Annotated in this window: 15 protein-coding genes and 1 pseudogene; 8 read left to right on the plus strand and 8 right to left on the minus strand. The window is 62.8% G+C overall.

Annotation, left to right across the window (positions count from 1 at the left end):
* Positions 1 to 94: 94 nt before the first annotated feature.
* From C3E99_RS06845 to C3E99_RS06875, 7 genes and pseudogenes are all read right to left on the minus strand, one after another.
* A complete protein-coding gene (locus C3E99_RS06845) occupies positions 95 to 1552 on the minus strand; it encodes an MATE family efflux transporter (protein WP_234002629.1) in 1458 nt (485 codons plus the stop codon).
* Positions 1549 to 4320, minus strand: a complete 2772-nt coding sequence (locus C3E99_RS06850; RefSeq protein ID WP_104959578.1) for a valine--tRNA ligase — start codon at positions 4318 to 4320, stop codon at positions 1549 to 1551. Before C3E99_RS06850 ends, C3E99_RS06845 begins: the two co-directional genes overlap by 4 nt.
* 158 nt (positions 4321 to 4478) lie before the next feature.
* Positions 4479 to 6551 (minus strand): alpha/beta hydrolase family protein, encoded by a 2073-nt coding sequence (locus tag C3E99_RS06855; protein WP_076075576.1) that lies wholly within the window; start codon positions 6549 to 6551, stop codon positions 4479 to 4481.
* 67 nt (positions 6552 to 6618) lie between these two features.
* The gene (locus C3E99_RS06860) at positions 6619 to 7677 is read right to left on the minus strand and encodes a mannose-1-phosphate guanylyltransferase/mannose-6-phosphate isomerase (protein WP_076075573.1); all 1059 of its coding nucleotides are present in this window, start codon (positions 7675 to 7677) and stop codon (positions 6619 to 6621) included.
* Positions 7678 to 7713: 36 nt separating this feature from the next.
* On the minus strand, positions 7714 to 8520 hold the full coding sequence (locus tag C3E99_RS06865; RefSeq protein WP_076075571.1) for a class I mannose-6-phosphate isomerase: 807 nt from the start codon (positions 8518 to 8520) through the stop codon (positions 7714 to 7716).
* 46 nt (positions 8521 to 8566) lie between these two features.
* Complete coding sequence (wecC, locus tag C3E99_RS06870) at positions 8567 to 9862, minus strand: UDP-N-acetyl-D-mannosamine dehydrogenase (protein ID WP_076077867.1); 1296 nt, start codon at positions 9860 to 9862, stop codon at positions 8567 to 8569.
* Positions 9849 to 10052, minus strand: a pseudogene (locus C3E99_RS06875) (UDP-N-acetylglucosamine 2-epimerase); the annotation flags it as partial. The gene wecC and the pseudogene C3E99_RS06875, both read right to left, overlap by 14 nt.
* Positions 10053 to 10392: 340 nt before the next feature.
* Between C3E99_RS06875 and C3E99_RS06880 the strand changes: the two are divergent.
* The 5 genes from C3E99_RS06880 to C3E99_RS06900 all read left to right on the plus strand — a co-directional run bounded on the left by C3E99_RS06880 (position 10393) and on the right by C3E99_RS06900 (position 14247).
* The gene (locus tag C3E99_RS06880; RefSeq protein WP_104959579.1) at positions 10393 to 10869 is read left to right on the plus strand and encodes a transposase; all 477 of its coding nucleotides are present in this window, start codon (positions 10393 to 10395) and stop codon (positions 10867 to 10869) included.
* Between the two features lie 640 nt (positions 10870 to 11509).
* Complete coding sequence (locus C3E99_RS06885) at positions 11510 to 12055, plus strand: hypothetical protein (protein WP_104959580.1); 546 nt, start codon at positions 11510 to 11512, stop codon at positions 12053 to 12055.
* 270 nt (positions 12056 to 12325) lie between these two features.
* Complete coding sequence (locus tag C3E99_RS06890; RefSeq protein WP_104959581.1) at positions 12326 to 12550, plus strand: hypothetical protein; 225 nt, start codon at positions 12326 to 12328, stop codon at positions 12548 to 12550.
* A 115-nt stretch (positions 12551 to 12665) separates the two neighbouring features.
* On the plus strand, positions 12666 to 12953 hold the full coding sequence (locus C3E99_RS06895; protein WP_104959582.1) for a hypothetical protein: 288 nt from the start codon (positions 12666 to 12668) through the stop codon (positions 12951 to 12953).
* Complete coding sequence (locus tag C3E99_RS06900) at positions 12940 to 14247, plus strand: type II toxin-antitoxin system RelE/ParE family toxin (RefSeq protein ID WP_104959583.1); 1308 nt, start codon at positions 12940 to 12942, stop codon at positions 14245 to 14247. Before C3E99_RS06895 ends, C3E99_RS06900 begins: the two co-directional genes overlap by 14 nt.
* 21 nt (positions 14248 to 14268) lie before the next feature.
* On the opposite strand, the gene C3E99_RS06905 is transcribed toward C3E99_RS06900, so the two are convergent.
* Positions 14269 to 14535: an EexN family lipoprotein gene (locus C3E99_RS06905; RefSeq protein ID WP_158682174.1), complete on the minus strand. Its 267-nt coding sequence runs from the start codon at positions 14533 to 14535 to the stop codon at positions 14269 to 14271.
* Between the two features lie 508 nt (positions 14536 to 15043).
* Between C3E99_RS06905 and C3E99_RS06910 the strand changes: the two genes are divergently transcribed.
* From C3E99_RS06910 to C3E99_RS06920, 3 genes are all read left to right on the plus strand, one after another.
* The gene (locus tag C3E99_RS06910) at positions 15044 to 15571 is read left to right on the plus strand and encodes an RNA polymerase sigma factor (protein ID WP_104959584.1); all 528 of its coding nucleotides are present in this window, start codon (positions 15044 to 15046) and stop codon (positions 15569 to 15571) included.
* A 9-nt stretch (positions 15572 to 15580) separates the two neighbouring features.
* Positions 15581 to 16582 carry a FecR family protein gene (locus C3E99_RS06915; RefSeq protein ID WP_104959585.1) on the plus strand — a complete coding sequence of 334 codons (1002 nt, stop codon included), beginning with the start codon at positions 15581 to 15583 and terminating at the stop codon, positions 16580 to 16582.
* A 97-nt stretch (positions 16583 to 16679) separates the two neighbouring features.
* Positions 16680 to 19727, plus strand: coding sequence for a TonB-dependent receptor (locus C3E99_RS06920; RefSeq protein WP_234002666.1), 3048 nt, complete (start codon positions 16680 to 16682; stop codon positions 19725 to 19727).
* Positions 19728 to 19734 lie beyond the last annotated feature (7 nt).

Consider the following 19734-nt stretch of genomic DNA (forward strand, 5'->3'; position numbering starts at 1 on the left):
GTCTAGCCGTAAAGGCGGGGACGAGGCCAGCGGGCTTCGAACCGCCAGTCGAAGCGGCGGGCGCCTTGGTCGAAAGTCGTCGGGTGCCGCGCCCTCATCCGACCCCCGGCTGCGGCATAGTTCTGCGCCAGTTGCCGCGCTGATACACCCACCAGGCCATCGCCAGCGAGGTGAGCGACGATAGCGGGAAGCTCCACCAGATCGCGTCGCCGCCGAGCCATGGATAGGCGAAATGATAGATGCCGAGACGGATCGGGAACATCGACAGGAACAGGATGATCAGCGGCGGCACTACCGATCCGTTGGCGCGCAGCGTGCCGATCAGAACGATCGTCGTGCCGAAGGGAAGGAAGGTCCAGGTCGCGATATATTGGGCGTGCCGCGCGACGTCGACCGCCTCGCTGCCGCTGCCGAGGAACAGGCCGAGCGCGGCGCGGTCGAAAGCGAGCAGGAGCGCGATCAGCACCCCCGTCATCGCGAGGTTGATCGCCATGCCGCTGTTGGTGATCGCGGTGACGCGGTCCCACCTGTGCGCGCCGATATTCTGCGCCGCCATCGCGCTGACCGCGGCGCCGACCGCGAGCGCGGGCATCTGGACGTAATTCCAGAGCTGGAGCGTCGCGCCATAAGCCGCCGCCGTCACCAGCCCCTCGCGGTTGACGAGGCCGACCATGACCAGCCCGGCGCCCGAGATGACGAGCATCTGCGCCCCCATCGGTACGCCTTTGGCGACGATGAAGCGCAGTTCGTCGATCTTTGGGACCAAGTAAGCGAGTTCGCGGCCGCGCAGGCGCAGGACATGATCCCTGGCGTAGAACCAGACAAGCATCGCGACGAGGCTGATCGTCCCGGAGCTGGCTGTGGCGAGCGCGCTCCCCGTGATACCGAGGCGCGGGAAGGGGCCCAGGCCGAGGATCAGCACGGGATTGAGCACGATGTCGAGCACGACCGACAGGATCATGAAGCGCAGTGGCGTGACTGCGTCGCCCGCGCCGCGCGACGCCATCATCAGAGTGACCATCAGCATGCTGGCGGGGATTGCTATGAAGGTGACGCGCAGATAGTCGTGCGCGAGCCCAAAGGCTTCCGCCGGGGTTTCGAGCAGGCGCAGGATCGCATCCGAGGCGAACCAGCCGACGACCGCGATGACGAGCGAGAAGAACAGCGACAGGCCGATCGCGCCGCCCGATGCGCGGCGCGCGGCATCGATGTCGCCGCGGCCGATCGACTGGCCGATCAGCACCGTCGCCGCCATGCCGAAACCGAAGAAAGTCGCGAACATCAGGAACATGACGATATTCGCATTGGCGGTCGCGGCGAGCGCGCTTTCGCCGAGGAATTGCCCCACCCACACCGAATTCACCGAGCCCGAGAGCGTCTGGAGAATATTCGACGCCAGCGTCGGCAGCGCGAAAAGGACCAGTGTCCGCGTGATCGGCCCGTCGGTCAGGTCGAGCCGCCCGTTGCCGCGCGCGGTCTGGCGCGGCGGCACCGGCCCCGAAGCGGGGTCGGCCGCGGCGACGACGGGCGCGACGGGTGCCTCTTCCTTCACCCCAGCCGCGCCAGTGCGGCGGTCAGCCGGTCGGCCTCGGCCGCCTTGGCATCATGGTCGGCGCGCGCCTTGTCGACCGCTTCGGGTTTTGCGCGCTCGACGAAATTCGGATTGGCGAGGCGCCCGGCGAGGCTGTCGCGTTCCTTGACGGCTGCGGCGAGCGCCTTCGACAGGCGGTCGCGCTCGGCGGCGGTATCGATCACGCCTTCGAGCGGAACGGTGATCGTCTCTCCCTCTACGACAAGCTGCGCCGAGGCGCCCGCCGGCGCGGGATCGAAGTGGATCGCGTCGAGCCGCGCGAGGCGATCGAGTTGCGCCGCGAGCGTATCGGTGCGTCCCTTCAGTGATGCCGGGAAATGCGCGGTCAGGCGCGCGCCCGGCGGCAGGCCGAGCTCGGCCTTGGCCCCGCGCAATTCGCCGACCAGCTTGATCAGCCAGTCGATGTCGGCGCTTGCCTGCGCATCGCGCTGCGCCTGCGGCTCGGGCCATTTCGCGGTGATCAGCGGGTAACCTTCGCGGTCGCCGAGGCCGGTCCAAAGCTCTTCGGTGATAAAGGGCATGAAGGGATGGAGCATGACGAGAATCTGATCGAGAACCCAGCCGGCGACGGCTTTCGTCTCCTCATCGATCGAACCCTTGATCAGTTCCAGATACCAGTCGCAGAAACGGTCCCACGCAAAGCTGTAGATCGCATTCGCGGCGTCGTCGAAGCGGAAGGCCGCAAAGGCTTTTTCCATCGCCGCGACGGTGTCGACGACCTCGCCGATGATCCAGCGGTTGACGGGCAGGCTCGCCGCGGGCGCTGCGAGGCTGGTCGAGGCCGAAATGCCGTTCGCCTCGCAAAAGCGCGCGGCGTTCCACAGCTTGGTCGCGAAGTTGCGATAGCCCGCGAGACGCGCGTCATCCATCTTGATGTCGCGGCCCTGGCTTTCCATCGCCGCCATGAAAAAGCGCAGCGCGTCGGCGCCATATTGGTCGATCAGGCCGAGCGGATCGACGACGTTGCCCTTCGATTTCGACATCTTCTGCCCGTCGGGCGCGCGGACGAGGCCGTGGAGATAAAGCGTCTTCCACGGCACCTCGTTCATGAAGTGCATCCCCTGCATCGCCATGCGCGCATCCCAGAAGAACAGGATGTCGAAACCCGAGACGAGCACGTCGTTGGGATAATGGCGGCGCAGCATCTCGGTATCGTCGGGCCAGCCGAGCGTCGCGAAAGGCCAGAGGGCGGAGGAGAACCAGGTGTCGAGGACATCGGGGTCGCGGGTAAGGGTGACGCCTGCACCTGCTTCGGCCTGCGCCTCTTCCTCGGTCTCGGCGACGAAGATGCGGCCGTCTGCGGCATACCACGCCGGAATCCGATGCCCCCACCAGAGCTGGCGCGACACGCACCACGGCTGGATATTCTCCATCCAGTTGAAGAAGGTCTTTTCCCACGTCTTCGGGACGATCCGGATGCGCCCGTCGCGCACCGCCTGCATCGGCGGCTGGGCGAGCGTCTTGGCATCGACATACCATTGATCGGTCAGCATCGGTTCGATCACCACGCCGCCGCGGTCGCCGAACGGTTGCATGATCAGCTTGTTCTCGACCTTGATCATCAACCCTTCGGCGTCGATGTCGGCGACGACCCGTTCGCGCGCCTCATACCGGTCGAGCCCGCGATAGGCTTCGGGGACGAGGTTCAGCTTGTCGATCTCGGCGGCCGTGGCCGTCTCGCCCATGGCGATGGCCTTCGCGCGGGCGGCGGCCTCCGCATAGCTGGGGCCATCGGTCCGCATCGCCGCCACTTCGTCCATCAGGCGGTACATGGGGATGCCGTTGCGCTGGGCGACGCCATAGTCGTTTTCGTCGTGCGCGCCCGTGATCTTGACCGCACCCGAACCGAAATTCGGATCGGGATAATCGTCGGTGATGATCGGGATCAGCCGCCGATGCTCCTTTGGGCCGACCGGGATTTCGCACAGCTTCCCGACGATGGGGCGATAGCGCTCGTCGTCTGGGTGCACCGCCACGGCCCCGTCGCCCAGCATCGTTTCCGGCCGCGTCGTCGCGATCGCAATATAGTCGCGCTCTTCCTCGAACAGGATGTTGCCGTCGCCGTCGCGCTCGACGTAGCGATAGGTTTCGCCGCCCGCGAGCGGATATTTGAAGTGCCACATGTGGCCGTTCACTTCGCGGGCATCGACCTCGAGGTCCGAAATCGCGGTCTTGAGCTTGGGGTCCCAGTTCACGAGGCGCTTGTCGCGATAGATCAGGCCCTGTCGGTGCAGGTCGACGAACACCTTGACCACGGCACGCGTGAAATGCGGGTCCATCGTGAACTGCCCGTTATTGTCTCTGGAATTTAGGCTCCAGTCCATCGAACAGCCGAGGCGGCGGAGCTGGCGGGTGATCTGGCCGCCGCTTGTCGCCTTCCATTCCCAGACCTTCTCGACGAATTCGTCGCGCGTGTAGTTGGTGCGCTTGTCCTGCCGCGCTTCCAGCTGGCGCTCGACAACCATCTGGGTCGCGATGCCGGCATGATCGGTGCCGACCACCCACAGCGCATCCTTGCCGCGCAGCCGCTCGTAGCGGACGAGCACGTCCTGCAGCGTGTTGTCGAGCGCATGGCCGATATGCAGCGCGCCGGTGACGTTGGGCGGCGGGTTGACGATGGTGAAGGGCTGCGCATTCGGGCGCGCGGGGCGGAACAGCCCGCGGCTCTCCCACTCATGAGCCCATTTCGCTTCTATGGCGGCGGGATCGAAGGTTTTTTCCATCGGCATGACCGGGCCTTTGCCAGCCATGCTGCGATGCGGCAAGGGGGTGATCGTCTCGCCGCCCTGCCTCTTTCGTCATGCCGGACTTGATCCGGCATCCCGCTTTCGTGGGATCAGCGGGACCCTGGATCAAATCCGGGGTGACGAGAGGCGGGAAACGGAAGCTATTTCTTCAGATAGCGCTTCATCCAGTCGAACACCGTGCGGTGCCACTGGACGCTGTTCGCGCCCTTCAGCACCCAGTGATTCTCATCGGGGAAGACGAGCAGTTCGGATGGCACCCCCCGCCGCTGGAGCGCGGTGAAGGCGGCGAGGCCCTGCGTATAGGGAATGCGGAAATCCTTTTCGCCGGTGATCACCAGCATCGGCGTCTTCCACTTGTCGACATGGTGCACCGGATTCCATTTCTCATATTCTTCGGGAACCGCGAAATAGGGGCCGCCGTGCTCCCATTCGTCGAACCACAGTTCCTCGGTCTCATAGGCCATGGCGCGCGCGTCGAAGACGCCGTCGTGCTGCACCAGGCATTTGAAGCCGTCGGTCCATTGCCCGGCGATCCAGTTCATCATGTAGCCGCCATAGGAGGCCCCGAGCGCACAGGCGTTGCCGATGTCGAGCTGCGCATCCTTCTGCCCCGCGGCGGCAAGGCCGAGCTTCAGGTCTTCGAGCGGCTTGCCGCCCCAGTCCTTGTTGATGCTGTCGGTGAAGGCCTGACCATAGCCGGTCGAGCCGTGAAAATCGACGGTCACCGCGCCATAGCCCTGCTGCGCGAACAGGCGCGGGTTCCAGCGCGTCGACCAGCTGTCGCCGAAACTGCCCTGCGGTCCGCCGTGGACGAGGAAGGCGACGGGCAGCTTGCCGGTGGCATCGGCGGGCTTGATGATCTGTCCCCACACCGTGTCGCCGTTCGCACCGGCGAATTGCATGCGTTCGACCTTGACCGGATCGAGTTCGGCGAGAATCGCGGCATTGGCGTCGGTGATCTGGGTCACCTTGCCCTTGGCATCGCGGAGGTAGAGGTCGGTCGGCAGCAGGATCGAATTGCGCGAATAGAGCAGACCGCCATCGGCGAGCGGGGTCACGTCGCCGATATTGCCCTCGGTCGCCGCGTTCGACGCCTTCAGGCGCTCGACCTTGCCTGTCGCGACATCGACGCGGAAGACGGGATGGTCGAGCACCTCCTGCGCGGTGACGTAGAGCGCCTTGCCGCCGGGCGCCCAAGCAATCGAGGCGACCGAGCGATCCCAGGCGTCGGTCAGCTTGCGTGTCTCGCCGTTTTCGAGATTGCGCAGCATCAGCACCTGCCGGTCGCTTTCATAGCCGGGTCGCGCCATCGCGGCATAGGCGAGCCACTTGCCATCGGGGGAAGGGGTGGGCAGCGTGTCGGTCGCCTTGTTGGCTTCGGTCAGGTTGATCGGCGCGATGCGCGCATCGACCTTCGCCTGATAGATATCGAGGTTGGTCGAGGTCGGTTCGTCGCGGTCGGCCTTGCGCAGCGTGAAGAAGATCGTGCGGCTGTCGGCGCCCCAGGCGAGTTCCTCGCCGCCGCCGAAGGGCTTCGACGGCGTGTCGCCGATCAGCGCGCCGTCGACCGCGCGCCCCGCGGTCGCTTTGCCGTCGACGAGATCGAAGACGAAGGGGCGGCTATGGGTGCCCGGCGTCTCCCATTGGTCCCAGTGGCGGACGAAACCGACGCCGTCCTTGTAGTGGCGGCCGCTGCCCGGTCCGACGAGCGCGCCTTTTTCCTTCGCATCGCAGCCGAAGCTCGTGCACTCGCGGGGCACGTCGCCCCAGACGAGCAGGCGCCGGCCATCGGGCGACAGCTTGAAGCCCGCGACGTCGGCCTTCTCGCTGGTGACCTGCGTTGCCGGGGCGCCGCTGTCGCCGACGGCGATCCGCCAGAGCTGGTCGCTGCCCGACGCGTCGGAGAGGAAGTAAAGCGCGCCATCGGGGCCGAACGCCGGGCTCGTCTCGTTCTTGCCCGGGGTGTCGGCGACGCGCACCGGCACGGCTCCCTTCGCCTTGCGGTCGAGAAGCCACAGGCCGGTCGAGCGCTTGTAGGACTCCGCCTCGGTCTCGGTGATCTGGAATGCGACCCAGCGTCCGTCGGGCGAGGCGGCGGGAGCGGCAACGCGTTTCATTGTCGCCAGATCGACCTCGGTCATCGGCCGGGCGAGGGCGGGGGTGGACAGGACGGCGGCGAGCGCGATCGCGCTGGACAGGAGATGGTTTCGCATGAAAGCGGTTTAACGCCGCCACCGCGCGGCGCAAGGGCACTACTGCGGACGGACAGAGCTTCCCGCGTCAGCGCGGTGGGTGTGCGGCCAGATATTCGACGATCGCCTTGACTTCCTGCGCGCGCTCGCGCGGGATGACCAAGATGTCGTCGCCGTGCGTCACCACGATCAGGTCGGACACACCGACCACGGCGATGCGCTTGCCGCCATCGGCGCGCAGATAGTTGCGTTCGGCGTCGAGCGTGACGACGTCGCCGATGCGGACGTTGCCGGCGTCGTCCTTGGTCCCGAGCGCGTGCAGCGCTGCCCAGCCGCCGACGTCGGACCAGCCGGGATCGACCGGCGCGACGACGACCCGGTCCGCGCCCTCCATCACCGCATAGTCGATCGAATCGGCGGGGCTGCGCAGGAAGGCGTCGGTGTCGGGATGGACGCGTCCGCCATCCTGCCGTGCGTCCGTCATGGCAGCGGTGCAGGCCGCGGCCATCGCCGGTTGCTGGCGTTCGAGTTCGGTCAGGAAGCGATCGGTGCGCATCAGGAAGATGCCGGCGTTCCAGTAATGGCCGCCTTCGGCGAGCATCGCCTCCGCCCGCTCGCGTGGGGGTTTCTCGACGAAGCGCCGCACGCTGTGGACGCCGGGCGCATCGGGATGCGCTTCGCCCGCCGCGATATAGCCATAGCCGGTTTCGGGATGCGACGGAGCGATCCCGAAGGTGGCGATCGCGCCCGCTTCGACCGCGGGACGCGCCGTGTCGATCGCGCGCAGGAATGCGGTGACGTCGGTCATGACATGATCGGCGGGCATGACGAGAAGCAGCGAATCGGGGTCGCAGGCGCGCGCGGCCAGCGCGATCGCCGGGGCGGTGTTGCGCGCCGCGGGTTCGACGATGACCCGCGCGTCGGCGATTCCCGCCGCCGCCAGATCGGCCTCGACTGGCGCGACGTGCCCGGGGCCGCACACGACCAGCGGCGCGGCGAAGCGCGCGCGATCGGCGACACGATCCAGCGTCTGGCGAAACAGGCTGACTTCGCCGATCAGCGGTTGGAACTGCTTGGGCGCGGCGCTGGTCGACACGGGCCACAGGCGGGTGCCCGATCCGCCGGACAGGATGACGGGGACGATCATGGACTTCCTGTTACCACCCTTCGCCCGGCATCGCCATCAGCAGGACCAGCACAGAAGGGCGCGGGCATCCGGGGCCAGCGCGATGCCGCTGGCGCGGTCGATGACGACGCATTCGCCGAGCGCCACCGCCTCGTCATCGACGCGGCACCCCGGCGAGAGCGGTACGAAGCTGTATGCGCCGTCGGTCTGGGGCAGCATTGCCGCGGCGTCCGGGCCCGCCAGATGCAGCAGGCGGAAATGCGGGCCGTCGACCAGCAGGCAGTTGTCGCCCGGCTCGACGCGGCCGTCGCGCGGATCGGGGCGCGGCCCCGGCGCCGCGACCGCCAGCCCGGCGTCGAGGTGCAATTCGCGCGGCCGGCCGTAATCGTAGAGCCGATAGGTGCAGTCGACATTCTGCTGCACCTCGACCACCGTCAGCCCGGCGCCGATCGCGTGGATCGTCCCCGCCCGATTATAGACGAAATCGCCTTCCCGTGCAGGCCGCCAGTCGATCATGTCGACGATCGATCCGTCGAGCGCGGCGTCGCGCAGCGCCTCGCGCGAAGTTTCGGCGACCAGCCCGACTCCGAGTTCGGCGCCGGGATCGGCATCGAGCACCAGCCAGCACTCGTCCTTGCCGCGCGCGAAGCCGGCGGCCTGCGCCGCCGCGTCGTCGGGATGGACCTGAATCGACAGGCGTTCGGAGGTGAAGAGGAATTTGATCAGGATCGGCGCATCGTCGCCATCGGGATGGGCAAACCAGATTTCGCCGATCCGGCGGCCGCCGAAATCCCCGAAATCCCTGGGTATGTCGGTTCGGCCCCAGGGCTTTTCCACGACGAGCGTTTGCAGGCGCACGAGCATGGCCGACAGATGTGGAGGCGCTCCCGCCGCGTCAAGCGGAAAAGGGTCAGGCCGCCCGGTGCAGACGGTGGCTGGTCGCCGCTCCAGGCTGGTCGGGCCACAGGCCGCGCGTGTCGTAGACGATCTTGTCGGCACGCTCCTCGAGCGGGATCGAGCGGAACAGGTCGTGATCGACGAGCACGATCAGGATGTCGCACGACGCCAGCGCGCTATCGAGATCGATTAGTTCGGCACCGGTATCGGCGAACGCGGCCGGAAGCGTGCGCGCGAAGGGCTCGACGATATGGATCTGCGGGCCGAACCGACGCGCGAGCGCTGCGGCGACCTCGACCGCGGGGCTTTCGCGGAAATCGTCGATATTGGGCTTGAAGGCGAGGCCGAGGCAGGCGACGCGCGCCTCCGGATGCTGCGAGACGAGCATTTCGGCCGCGCCGACGACATGCGCGGTCTTGGCGAGGTTGACCTCGCGCGCGGTGCGAATCAGGCGGCTGTGCGCGGGCGCGCCATGGACGAGGAACCACGGATCGACCGCGATGCAATGCCCGCCGACGCCCGGCCCGGGCTGGAGGATGTTGACGCGCGGGTGCCGGTTGGCGAGGCGGATCACCTCCCACACGTCGACCCCCATTTCCTCCGCCATCATCGACAGTTCGTTCGCGAAGGCGATGTTGACGTCGCGATAGCTGTTCTCGACCAGCTTCACCATTTCGGCGGCGCGCGCCGAGGTGGTGATGCAGGCGCCGCGCACGAACTGGCGATAGAAGGTCATCGCGCGCCGTGCGCAGCGCGGGGTGATGCCCCCGATGCAGCGGTCGTTGTCGACCAGTTCGATCAGGATGCGGCCGGGCAGGACGCGTTCGGGGCAATGGGCGATGAAGATGTCGGCGGCGCCGCTGCACGCGCCCGGTACTTTCAGATCGGGGCGCAGTTCGGCGATCAGCGTCGCCACCTTTTCGGTGGTGCCGACGGGCGAGGTCGATTCGAGGATGACGAGATCGCCTGCCTTCACCACCGGCGCCAGCGCGCGGGCGGCGGACAGGACATGGTGGATGTCGGGGCGATGCTCCTCGTCGTGCGGCGTCGGCACCGCGATGACGAACACGTCGGCGGGCGCGACCTCGGTCGAGGCGGTCAGCGTGCCGCGCGCGACGACGCCCTGAACGAGGCCGTCGAGGTCGACCTCCTCGATATGGACGTGGCCGCTGTTGACGGTGTCGACGACATGCCGGCTGACGTCGACGCCCGTGACCCGGCACCCGGACCGCGCGATCAGCGCGGCGGTGGGCAGGCCGATATAACCGAGGCCGAGGACGGTGACTTTCTGTTCGCTATCGATGGGCACGCGCAACAATCTCCGCTATTCGCTCCGCCGCATGCCCGTCGCCGAAGGGGTTGTGGGCGCGGGCCATGGCGTCATAGGCGTCCTTATCGTCCAAAAGGCTGAAGATTTCCGCAACGATTCGATTGCGGTCGGTTCCGACGAGGCGTGCGGTGCCAGCCTCGATGCCCTCGGGCCGTTCGGTCGTCTCCTTTCTCTTGACTGGAAACTGCAAAAGTTGGCCCCGGATAAAGGAATTGCTCGTCGATTCATAACCTCCAAAAATATGCAATTAATTGCATATTTTTACCTCCGTTTTCTTTCATTTATGCTCTGAGTTTTTTGTTTTCCCTTAAGGCAATTTTCTGAGTTTGAACGCGAATCTATGATCAAAAATAATCTTTTTATAACAATAAAATAATAAAAATCTTCAAATCAAAAGGGGTAATTTTTCTATATATTTTAAGTAGAAAAATTATCTATTTTGCGTAGAAATAAATATGTATGTCGCGTAGAATTCTGTACCCACTATTTCTGCATAGGTGAATCGGGCGATGTTTGACCTCAACGATCCCATTTTCAGCGATGTCGAAAAGGCTCGCGAGCATCTGGAACGGCTGAGATGGCCGAAAGGTCCTGTCTGCCCGCATTGCGGGGAGAAAGAGCGCGTTCATCGCTTGCAAGGCAAGTCCCATCGCGCCGGATTGATCCAGTGCAATGCGTGCCTCAAGAATTTCACCGTCACGGTCGGCACCGTCTTCGAGCATAGCAAAGTGTCGCTGGACCGGTGGTTACTGGCGGTCTTCCTTCTCTCGTCGAGCAAGAAGGCTGTCAGCATATCTCAGCTTCAACAACTGATCGGTGTTACCTACAAGACGGCGTGGTTCATGACCCAGCGTATCCGGGAGGCGATGGGGCATCGGGCTATCCCGGGGAGCGGCGAAAGCAAAGCTAAACGGAGCGAAAACGTCACTGCCGGGCGTAAGGTTCGTTCCGGCATCATACGCTTGCCTGCCAAGAGAAAGGCGTAGCGGTCGACTGCACCATTTGCTGCAATGTGCGCGGCTACGACGCGAGGCATTCATCGCGCCCCGGCATCGTTTATGATCCGCCGCGATGTGAATCCTGCGGCGATCGCGAAACAGATTTGCGATCTCGTGGGTGGCCTGGCTCTTCCCTATCGGAAATGGGCGATGTCGCCAGCATTCGCTTAAGCACCCGGTTCATTTTCTTTTGGTCAGCTTTTTTCATGATTGATGGTCCTGTGGAAAAGGGTGTTCCGCGTTCGATGCTTCTGGGTGGATTGCTCGCGACATTAATTGCAAATTCGCGGGTGCCTAATCCATTTTAAGCAGGGCTGGCACGATATTTCATCGCCTCAGCGAATTGATTGGCCAGCGCTGTGAGGGGGCTCGTGCAAAAGATGGATTCCGTAGCGTGTCATCGGCCTGACAATCAGGAATACACACGATCGCCTTCTCGCGGCGCTCGCCGCGCGTCGTTTTATGAAGATTTAAGTATTAATTTGAATACTCTGCTTGTCTTTATCTAATTAATGGGGATGGACAGCTATATTTATCTTTATTATAATGAATATTTTAACTCATATAATTGATAAAAAGTATTTTTACTTGATCATGGATGGATTTATGTTTATAATTTATCTCTAAAATGGAGATTGTAATTATGTCTATAAAGCCGCCAAATCTTTCTTCGCTTTCTAAGGCCGTTGCAAACGCGTTGACCAAGGATTTCCTGATACTCGCCTGTCGATTGCGCGAGGTTCAAAATCTCGACCCCGATATGTTCCCGCAAGTAATCAAGATCGCCGGCATCGGTAGGCGCAGGGCTTATGCGTTGATTCAGATCGACAATAGCTTCCGAAAATTGGACTTTGATCGAGATCGGCTTTTGGGTGTTGGTTGGGCCAAGGCGGTGATTCTCGCCCGGCATATTGACCAAGAGAATTGCGAGAAACTTCTTGGGTTCGCCGAAGAGTACACCGTCCATGATCTTGCCGTCCTGCTATCTGGAGGGACCCTCAACGCCAACCAGCGCGTCGTCTTGCTGTATTTCTCGATGGAGGAATATGAACTGTTCGAGCAGATGGTTCGGTTCTTTGGCGCGATCCGCGAAGGGCGAGGTCTGGCTGGTAAGGAGCAGGCTCTTGTTGCCATGATGCGGGCGCTTCGCATGCATATGTTGAAGGGCGTGTGATGCGGTGGTATCGAACGAGAAAGCTGAGGATCAAGCGCGTCGCCCTTTGCCTGCCATGGTGCTGCGTGTTCCGTCTGCTACCCCGTGACCGGGATGGTGATCAGGCTATTTTTGATAATGAAATCTGACGTCATACCTGTTCCGACCCTCTATTGTGCCATTTGTGCCAAGCCGCTTAGGTCGGACGCATAGGGTAGTAATCGAGTATAAGGTTGCGATATTGCCGCCCCCGTTTCCAATGGCCTAACATCCTCCGTGGGGAGATTGGCTATGGATGATGACGCTCGCGAGGCTATCGGAACCGTGTTGGCTGCGATTGGTGGAATATTGGAGCGCGACGGAGTTTGCTCGACCTATGAACTTGCCGAAACTTTGGGCGGCGTGGCGATGATGACGGCTGAGGCCGGCGAGCAATTTCAATGGCGCGCTGCCTATATCGGATCATGGGCAATGATGGTGAATGCCGCGGCGGATGGGCGGCAGCGTGTCAACTGAGTGGCGACGGCTCATTCCATTAGGGTGAGGCGTTCCGTGGCATCGGAGTGGCCATCCCCTCGGTTATGTGTTACATCTGATTCAGCGAGATAATAATGCGGGAAGAAGGCGAAATATGACCGATGTCACCTTCACATTCCGGCTCGCTCGGCCTTTGAAGGAGGCCTTCTCCGCCATGGCGGAGAAGCAGGATTTTTCCGCAGCCCAGCTTCTTCGCCGAATGATGCGGGAAGCTGTCGAACGCCATGAAGAGGAGGTCGCGCACGAGCGTTGGCTGCATCGCGAGATCGACGATGCGATGCACGATACCGGCAAGCCGCGGTCGGAGCGTTTCTCGAACGAGGCGATCACCGGGGAATGGGAACGGGAGAGGGGCGAGATAGAGCGCCGTGACGAATCCTGAATCCCTGCCTGTCTATTGGTTGCCCAAGGCGAACGACAGTCGAGCCCGCCAGCTTGGATATCTCGCAAAGCGTAACCCGAAACTTGCTATCGCCGTCGGCGATGCCATCATGGCAGCGGTGGCGAAGCTCGCGGACAACCCCGATCTGTCGCGTGTTGGGCGGGTTGCTGGCGCCCGCGAATATCGGGTGCCCGACACTCCCTTTCTACTCGTCTATCGGATCGAGCAGGATGCCGTTGTCATCCTGCGCCTGCTGCACCACCGGCGGCGCTTTGTGACGGTTGAGGATGCGGGTATCGACCGCAAGGACAAGCGGAAGCCGCTGGCGCCGCGCACGATGGAGGCGATGACCAAGGCCGTGAGTGATTTGCAAGCCCGTATCGCCAATCTCCCCCGTCGCGCGCAGCGCGACATGGAAAGCGCCGTCCAGATTCTGCTCGAGGAATTCGCGAAGGCGACGGGCGGGAGCACCGCCGACCATCGCCGCAACGGCCGCGTCCTGAAGATCATCCTCTTCGGCTCCTACGCGCGCGGCAAACATGTCGTCGATCCGGTGGGACGCTATTTCTCGGATTACGATCTGCTCGTCATCGTCGATCACGAGGATCTGACCGACGCATCCAAATATTGGTACGAGGCGGAAGACCGAATGGTCGACATGCTCACCGAGCGCGGCTGGCCGCAACCGCTCAATCTGATCATCCATAGCCTCGACGATGTGAACTATCAGCTTCGGCGGGGCCGATATTTTTGGGTCGACATCTACAAGGAAGGGATTGGGCTGTTCGAGGAGCCGGGATACCCGCTGGAAAAGCCGGGCGAACTGACCGAGGAGGAAGCCCGCGAAGAGGCGGCACTCTATTATGCGCGCGAGTTTGATGGAATTGAGCGCTCGCTGAGAACCGCAGAACTTCAGCGCGCCGAAGGTGCGCGTCAGAATGATCCGGACAAACAGGCGAAGTGGCGTAAGGAAGCCGCCTTCAATCTCCATCAGGCGATGGAGCGAGCCTATTATTGCATCATGTTGGTGCTGGTTCTTTACCAGCCAAAATCGCACAACCTCAACTTCTTGTCGAAACGCGCCGAACAGCTCGACGAGCGCCTGATAGGGGTCTGGAAGGCCGACACGAAGTTCGGGAAACGATGCTACGAACTGCTGCGCGCTGCCTACGTCAAGGCGCGCTATTCGGAGCATTACAAGATCGACGACGACGAACTCGACTGGCTGACCGACCGTATCACCGACCTCCAGGCGCTGACCAAGACTATCTGCGAAGAACGGCTTGCGCAGTAGCGTCATCAGCCCTCGTCTTCTTTAAGGGGCATTGGTAGCGTGGCGAGATGTGTACGCTTTGCCGTCGCCGAGGAATCTTTTGGCCCGCTCCTTGGCTTCTGTCCGATTGACTGCCGATTCGGCGTTGTCGCATTCGCCTCCGCGAACCGACCCATCCCGGCAACCCTCGACGACCTGCCGAGCCTCGTCGATATGAACGTCGAAATATTGCTTGCTGCGCGGTTCCGCCTGACCACAGCCGGAGATCGCCGTTCCGATGAGCATTGCTCCGATGGCGCGGGCTTTCATGAGATCCTCCTGTTCTGCGCAAGCGTATCATACGATCCGGGGGAAATCGGTGGTCCACGCGGATTGCTGAATGAGACGCCGCCTGATAGGCCATTTTCCGGTGCCGCGTTATGGACCGGACTTCGTGCCGGGAGGGGTGTGGCAACGCACAGGCGTGTTCGGACAGATCGCGGGCTTCTGCATAGGAGGTTCCAACACCCACCCCTCCCATCATTTGCCTTCTTTCTGACGACCCAATTGAAAATCGGCCGAAATCTGCGGATTATTTCGGGCTTGTCACGATCGGCGAAATGACTCAGTCTAAAGGCGCCACTGGAAGGCCAGTGGCAGGGGCGTGGAACCCCCTATGCAATGAACCGCCCCGACGCCTCGCTGCGGCGAAGGGTTATCGACCGTTTCCGGTCGACGGTGGCGTGCCGCTGTCCGCGCGCATGCCGCGCTCCCGCATGGGTGTTCCGGGCGGCCGAAAGGCCGGCGCCTCTTTCTCGAGAGGTGAAAGGGTGGCGCGGTGGCCGACACCTTTCTCAAGGCCGAGGGCACGCTCGAACCGAGTGAGTTGGAGGGGCGAGCGCTACGCGAATGGCACGGCTCGCATTCGGCATGGCTGCACGGCTTCCTGTGCCGAACGCTACGCCTTCAACCGTCGGATGCCGATGATATCGTTCAGGACACATGGCTGCGGGTCATCCGCACCTCGCTTGGGGACGTCGAGCATCCGCGCGCGTATCTGTCGCGCATCGCGCTCAACCTGTTTCGCGATCGCTATCGTCGCGACAAACGAAGGATCGCGCATCTGCGCCTCGTTCGCATTGAGGAAAGCATCGATCCGGCCGCGATGGCGGAACAGGAAAGCCTGCTCGAACTCGAACGCGCGATTCTCGATTTGCCGGAAAGCCTGCGTGATGTATTCGTGCTCAGTCGATTTCGGCGGCTGACGAACAAGGACATCGCCGATCAACTCGGAATCTCGGTGAAGACGGTCGAATGGCGCATCGGCAAGGCGATCGAGCTGTGCGCCAGCAGGTTGCGGAGCTAGCGGCGGCCTATGAACGACAAGGAAAGCGAAACGGAGCGGCGGCGTGCCGAGGCAGCGCAGTGGTTCGCCCGGCTGAAGACGCTTCCCGTTTCGCACGGTACGCTCAATGACTTCTTCGCCTGGCGACGTCAGCCCGGCAACGGAGAGGCTTTCGAGGAGGCCGAACGTTTCTGGTCCTCGGCGGAACGTGTTGGTGAAAGCCCTGAAATCCTGCGCGCAATCGAAGCCGCCGAACGCCGCAAACCCGCGCGTCGCCACTTTGGTGTGGCTGTGCGCCCGGTGAAGTGGCTGGCCGCGAGTATCTTTTTCCTGCTTCTCGTCGGTGGCGGATACGCTGTTCTTGCCCAACGGGGGCAGGCTTTTGAGACCGTTGCTGGCGAAAGGCGGGTCGTCGCTCTGGACGACGGTTCGCGCCTTGATCTCAATAGCGGTACCGCGGTGCGCGTTCGCTTCACCGATAATGGACGGACGCTGACGCTCGAGCGGGGTGAAGCCCTGTTCAGCGTGGCAAAAGACAAGATGCGGCCTTTCACTGTCAAGGCCGGCGGGGCGCTCGTCACAGCGACCGGCACGAAGTTCGACGTGTCGAAGCATGGCGAACAAATATGGGTTACGTTGCTGGAAGGTAGCGTCACGGTGCGCGCGCCCGACGGATCGATTCAGCGGCTGCGGACGGGTCAGCAGTGGCGCTGGCCCGCTAGCAGCGGCAGCATAAGGAAGGTGAGAACCGCTGATGTCGCGGCCTGGACGCGCGGGCGGATTGTCTTCGACGCATCTCCGCTGGTCGATGCGATTGCCGAGGTCAATCGTCATGGCGGCAAGCCGGTTGTGCTCGACGCAGTGCAATTTGGGACCAGGCGCATCAGCGGATCGTTTGAAGCCGGCGATGCAGATAGTTTTGTAACTGCTGTTACGGCCTTCATGCCGCTGCGGCGCACCGAGGACAGCCAGGGACGAATCCACCTCACGGTCGATCCAACGCCGACAAAAGAAATTCCTGTCACCGATTAGGGTCGCCCCATTCGCGGAGCGTCTCATCCCCGACAACCAAAGCACGGCGAGACCGGAATCCATGTCTCGACCCGCGCGCCATAATGGGGATAGGGTGATGGTCTTGAAGGGAATGGCGGCAATTTTCAGAAGTTCGGCGGTCTGTATGGCCGTCACGACCGGGTTGGTGGCGGGCCCTTCCGCCCATGCGCAGTCCGTCGCGCGCCCTGGCGTCGCGTTCGACATTCCGGCGGGATCGTTGCAGTCGGCGTTGGCAGCTTTCGCCAAACAATCGGGAATGCAGCTCATCTATGCGCCTGAGGCCGTTGCCGGGCGACGCGTCGGCGCGCTCAAAGCGCGCCTCTCTCCAAATGCCGCGCTTAGGAAACTGCTCGCCAATAGCGGTCTCGTCATCCGGCAGGTCAATGCGAAGGTCATCATGATCGAGCCTCGGCGGTCGGTCCCGCGGACGTCGTCGAATTCGATCGGCACTCGGAACGGAGCCACCCCGGAAGAGGAGACGAGGAAATCGCAAAGCGATTTTTGGGCGAACGAAGATATTATAGTCACGGGATCGCACATTCGCGGTCAGGCCCCCGTCGGCTCGCACGTTCGAACGATCGATCGCGACGAGATCGATCGCAACGGCTATTCGACCGTCGCTGAACTTCTTCAGGGGTTGCCCGGCAACTTTGGCGGCACCGCGACCGAACAGAGCGCATTATCCCTCGCCGACCGCACCGGCACCAATTCGACGCTATCGACCGGGGTCAACCTTCGCGGTCTCGGTGCAGCGGCTACGCTCGTCCTCGTCAATGGGCGCCGGATCGCTGGCGCGGGATCGCTTGGCGATTTCGCCGACGTCTCCAACATCCCGATGAGCCTCGTGAAGCGCGTCGAAGTGCTGATGGATGGGGCATCGGCCATCTATGGCTCGGACGCAGTTGGCGGCGTGATCAACGTCGTGATGAAGGATCATGTCGAGGGTTTCGAAACGGCGGCTCGTTTTGGCACGGTCACCCAAGGGGGACTGCGCGAATTCCAAATCTCCCAGACCGCAGGCACCAATTGGGGTTCGGGAAGCGTCCTCCTGTCCTACGAATATTATCGCCGGACGGCGCTCAATGCCGCCGACCGGCGGTTTGCGCGTTCCGCAGACCTGCGGTCGCTGGGGGGAACCGATCACCGCTATATTTACAGCCTGCCCGGCAATATTCTCGGAACCGACCGGGTCACGGGAGGTCTCGTCGTTACCCATGCGGTTCCCACCGGACAGGATGGCACCGATCTTGAGCCCGGCGACTTCATCGCGGGAGGCACCAACCTCGAAAATTTTCGGCGCGGCGTCGATCTTTCGCCGCAGCAAAAGCGGCACAGCCTTTATGCACATATCGGGCAGGATATCGTGGACAAGGTCCATTTGTCTGTCGAGGGCCGATACACGCGACGCAACTTCGAAAGCCGTTCCTCCGGCTATCCCACCATCCTCACGATTACCGACGCTAATCCCTGGTTCGTCTCGCCGACGGGTGCGTCGTCCGATCTCATAGGCTATTCGTTCGGACGCGAGGCAGGGCCAACGCGCGATAGCGGCTGGTCGGATACGATCGGATTGGTCGCGGGGGTGGATGTCGATCTCCCCGCGGGGTGGAAGCTATCGGCCTATGGAGCCTATGCGCGCTCCAAGGAACTGCATCTCACCGACAATCTTCCCAACGAAGCCATTATCGCCGAGGCGCTGGGAACCGCGCCCGACGATCCGGCGACGACCTACAGCCCCTCGCGCGACGGATATTTCAATCCCTATGGGGATGGCGGCGCCAATTCACCCGTCGTGCTCGCAGCAATCGCCAGCGGGTTCAACGAAAGCCGTAATGCCAATCACATCACGACCGGCAATGTACAGGCCGACGGTCCTTTGTTCGATCTTCCCGCCGGCACCGTGCGCATGGCATTGGGCACCAATATCCGGCGCGAATATTATGAAAGCCGCTACACATCCTTCTTCGTGACCGCGACTCCGCGGGTTCGCAATCCCGTCGAACGCGGCCGAACAATCTCGGCGGCTTTCGGCGAGCTTCGCATCCCGCTTTTCGGGTCCGGAAATGCCCGGCCCGGTTTGCGGCGGCTCGAACTCTCGCTCGCGGGACGCATTGAACATTATCCAGATTTTGGAATGACCGCCAATCCGAAGCTCGGGCTGAGCTGGTCGCCTGCCGCTGGCGTAATGTTTCGTGGCACCTACGGAACCTCGTTCCGCGCGCCGAATCTCGGCCAACTCCGCGATGCCTCGGGCGTAAGCAGTACTATATTGACCAACGCTGATGGCGTGCCGGTTCGCGTTCTTCAGTTGTCGGGCGGCAATCCCGACCTTGAACCCGAACGCGCGCGAAGCTGGACGATCGGTGCCGAAATCGCACCGTCCGCGCTTCCTGGATTCCATGTCAATGTGACCCTCTTCCGCACCATCTTCGATCGTCGCATCGATCGACCCGCCGCGCGCGGATTTCGCAATGCGTTGACCGACACCAGTCTCGCACCTTTCGTCCGGTTCGTCGCGCCGGCGACCAACGCGGCAGATCGAGACTATGTGCAGACGCTGCTCGATGCGATGGTCGGGGGCGGCACATCCTTTCCGGTCGACAGTATCGCGGCCGTTGTCGACACGCGATACGTCAACACGGCGTCAACGGACGTGCGCGGTATCGATCTCATGATCGGCTATACTGCCAAGCGTGGCGCCAACACGTTTTCCATAGACGGCAACGCCACATGGCTTCTGGCTTTCGAGGAGCGGAACACACCGACGTCGCCGGCCGTCGACCAACGCAATATTGCGGGCCGCCCGGTCGGTTTTCGCGGACGGGTGACTGCTGGCTGGCGGCGCGGCGGCTTCGATGCGCTTCTCGGCGTCAACTATGTCGACCGATATCGCGAAGCGATAACGGGCGCGCGCATCGGCGCATGGACGACAGTGGATGCGCGGATCGCCTGGAATTCACCTGCGGAGAGCTGGCTCGGCGACACCAGCATCGCTCTTGTCGCGCGCAATCTCTTCGACCGAGATCCGCCCTTCTACGACTCGCCCGCTGGCCTTGGATATGATGCCACGAACAGCGATGCGATCGGTCGCCTCGTCTCGCTCCAGATCACCAAGCGCTGGTAGGCGTCGT

The sequence above is a fragment of the Sphingopyxis sp. MG genome (genome assembly GCF_002953155.1).
In the GTDB taxonomy this organism is placed as follows: Bacteria; Pseudomonadota; Alphaproteobacteria; order Sphingomonadales; family Sphingomonadaceae; genus Sphingopyxis; species Sphingopyxis granuli.